1 protein-coding gene is annotated in these 791 nt (G+C 59.0%); it reads right to left on the reverse strand.

The features are described 5' to 3' along the window. Nucleotides 1-477: 477 nt before the first annotated feature. Nucleotides 478-791: PRC-barrel domain-containing protein (locus XI08_RS09905; protein WP_271574272.1), on the reverse strand; the 314-nt coding region annotated here is incomplete at its 5' end.

Raw genomic sequence — 791 nt, forward strand, 5'->3', positions numbered from 1 at the left:
ACGTAGCCTGAACTTCGGAGAGCGTGATCCCCAGCCTGTGTGCGGCGCGTTGGTGCGTCCGGCGGCTTTCAAGGTCGGTCTAATTCGGAGAGCAGCGGACAGACGCTGAATTGACCACGGGTTCTCGGCGCAGCAACCTCTCGGCGTTCGCGGGTAGAGGAGGCGAGCATGACCCTCATATGGCTTGGTGTGCTCCTTGTTTTCGGCGGCGTGCTCCAAATGGCGTTTCAGCCCATCTGGCGAGGCCGACTCAGCGGTGGAAGGTGGCTTCGCTCCAGGCGTGACACGCTGGAGCCTGAAAGACCGGGTAGCGGCTTCGGCATCAAATCGAGCTGGCCTGGACTTGTGATGGTCGCGCTTGGCGGCGCTTTCTTGCTGGCCGGAGCTGCCATCTGAGTTGAAACGAATGTCTCAGGCGTTGCCCGTTATCTGGCCAGGCCAATGCGCTAGAGCCATGTCTCTTCCTGGCCCATCGCGTCATAAGCCACCGCGACGCTCCCAGTACGTCGGCGTCCCATAGTACTGGTGGGTGCGCGTTTCCCAGTCTCGATCCTGCCATGAGTCATCACTGAACTCAGGCGCGTCCCTCAGCTGTTGCTCGGTGATGTTGGTTCGAAAACCACCAAGCGACGCATCATATGTCAGAGCGGCCCACGGAATGGGATAGTGGCTGTGGCCTAAGCCAACAAATCCGCCAAAGCTCATGACAGCATAAGCCACGCGACCTGACACCTTGTCGATGATGAGGTGATCAACCTCACCGATGTTCTTTCCATCTGCTCCATAAACCT

Origin of the sequence: Bradyrhizobium sp. CCBAU 11361, assembly GCF_028128935.1 — a bacterium.
Lineage (GTDB): Bacteria > Pseudomonadota > Alphaproteobacteria > Rhizobiales > Xanthobacteraceae > Bradyrhizobium > Bradyrhizobium niftali.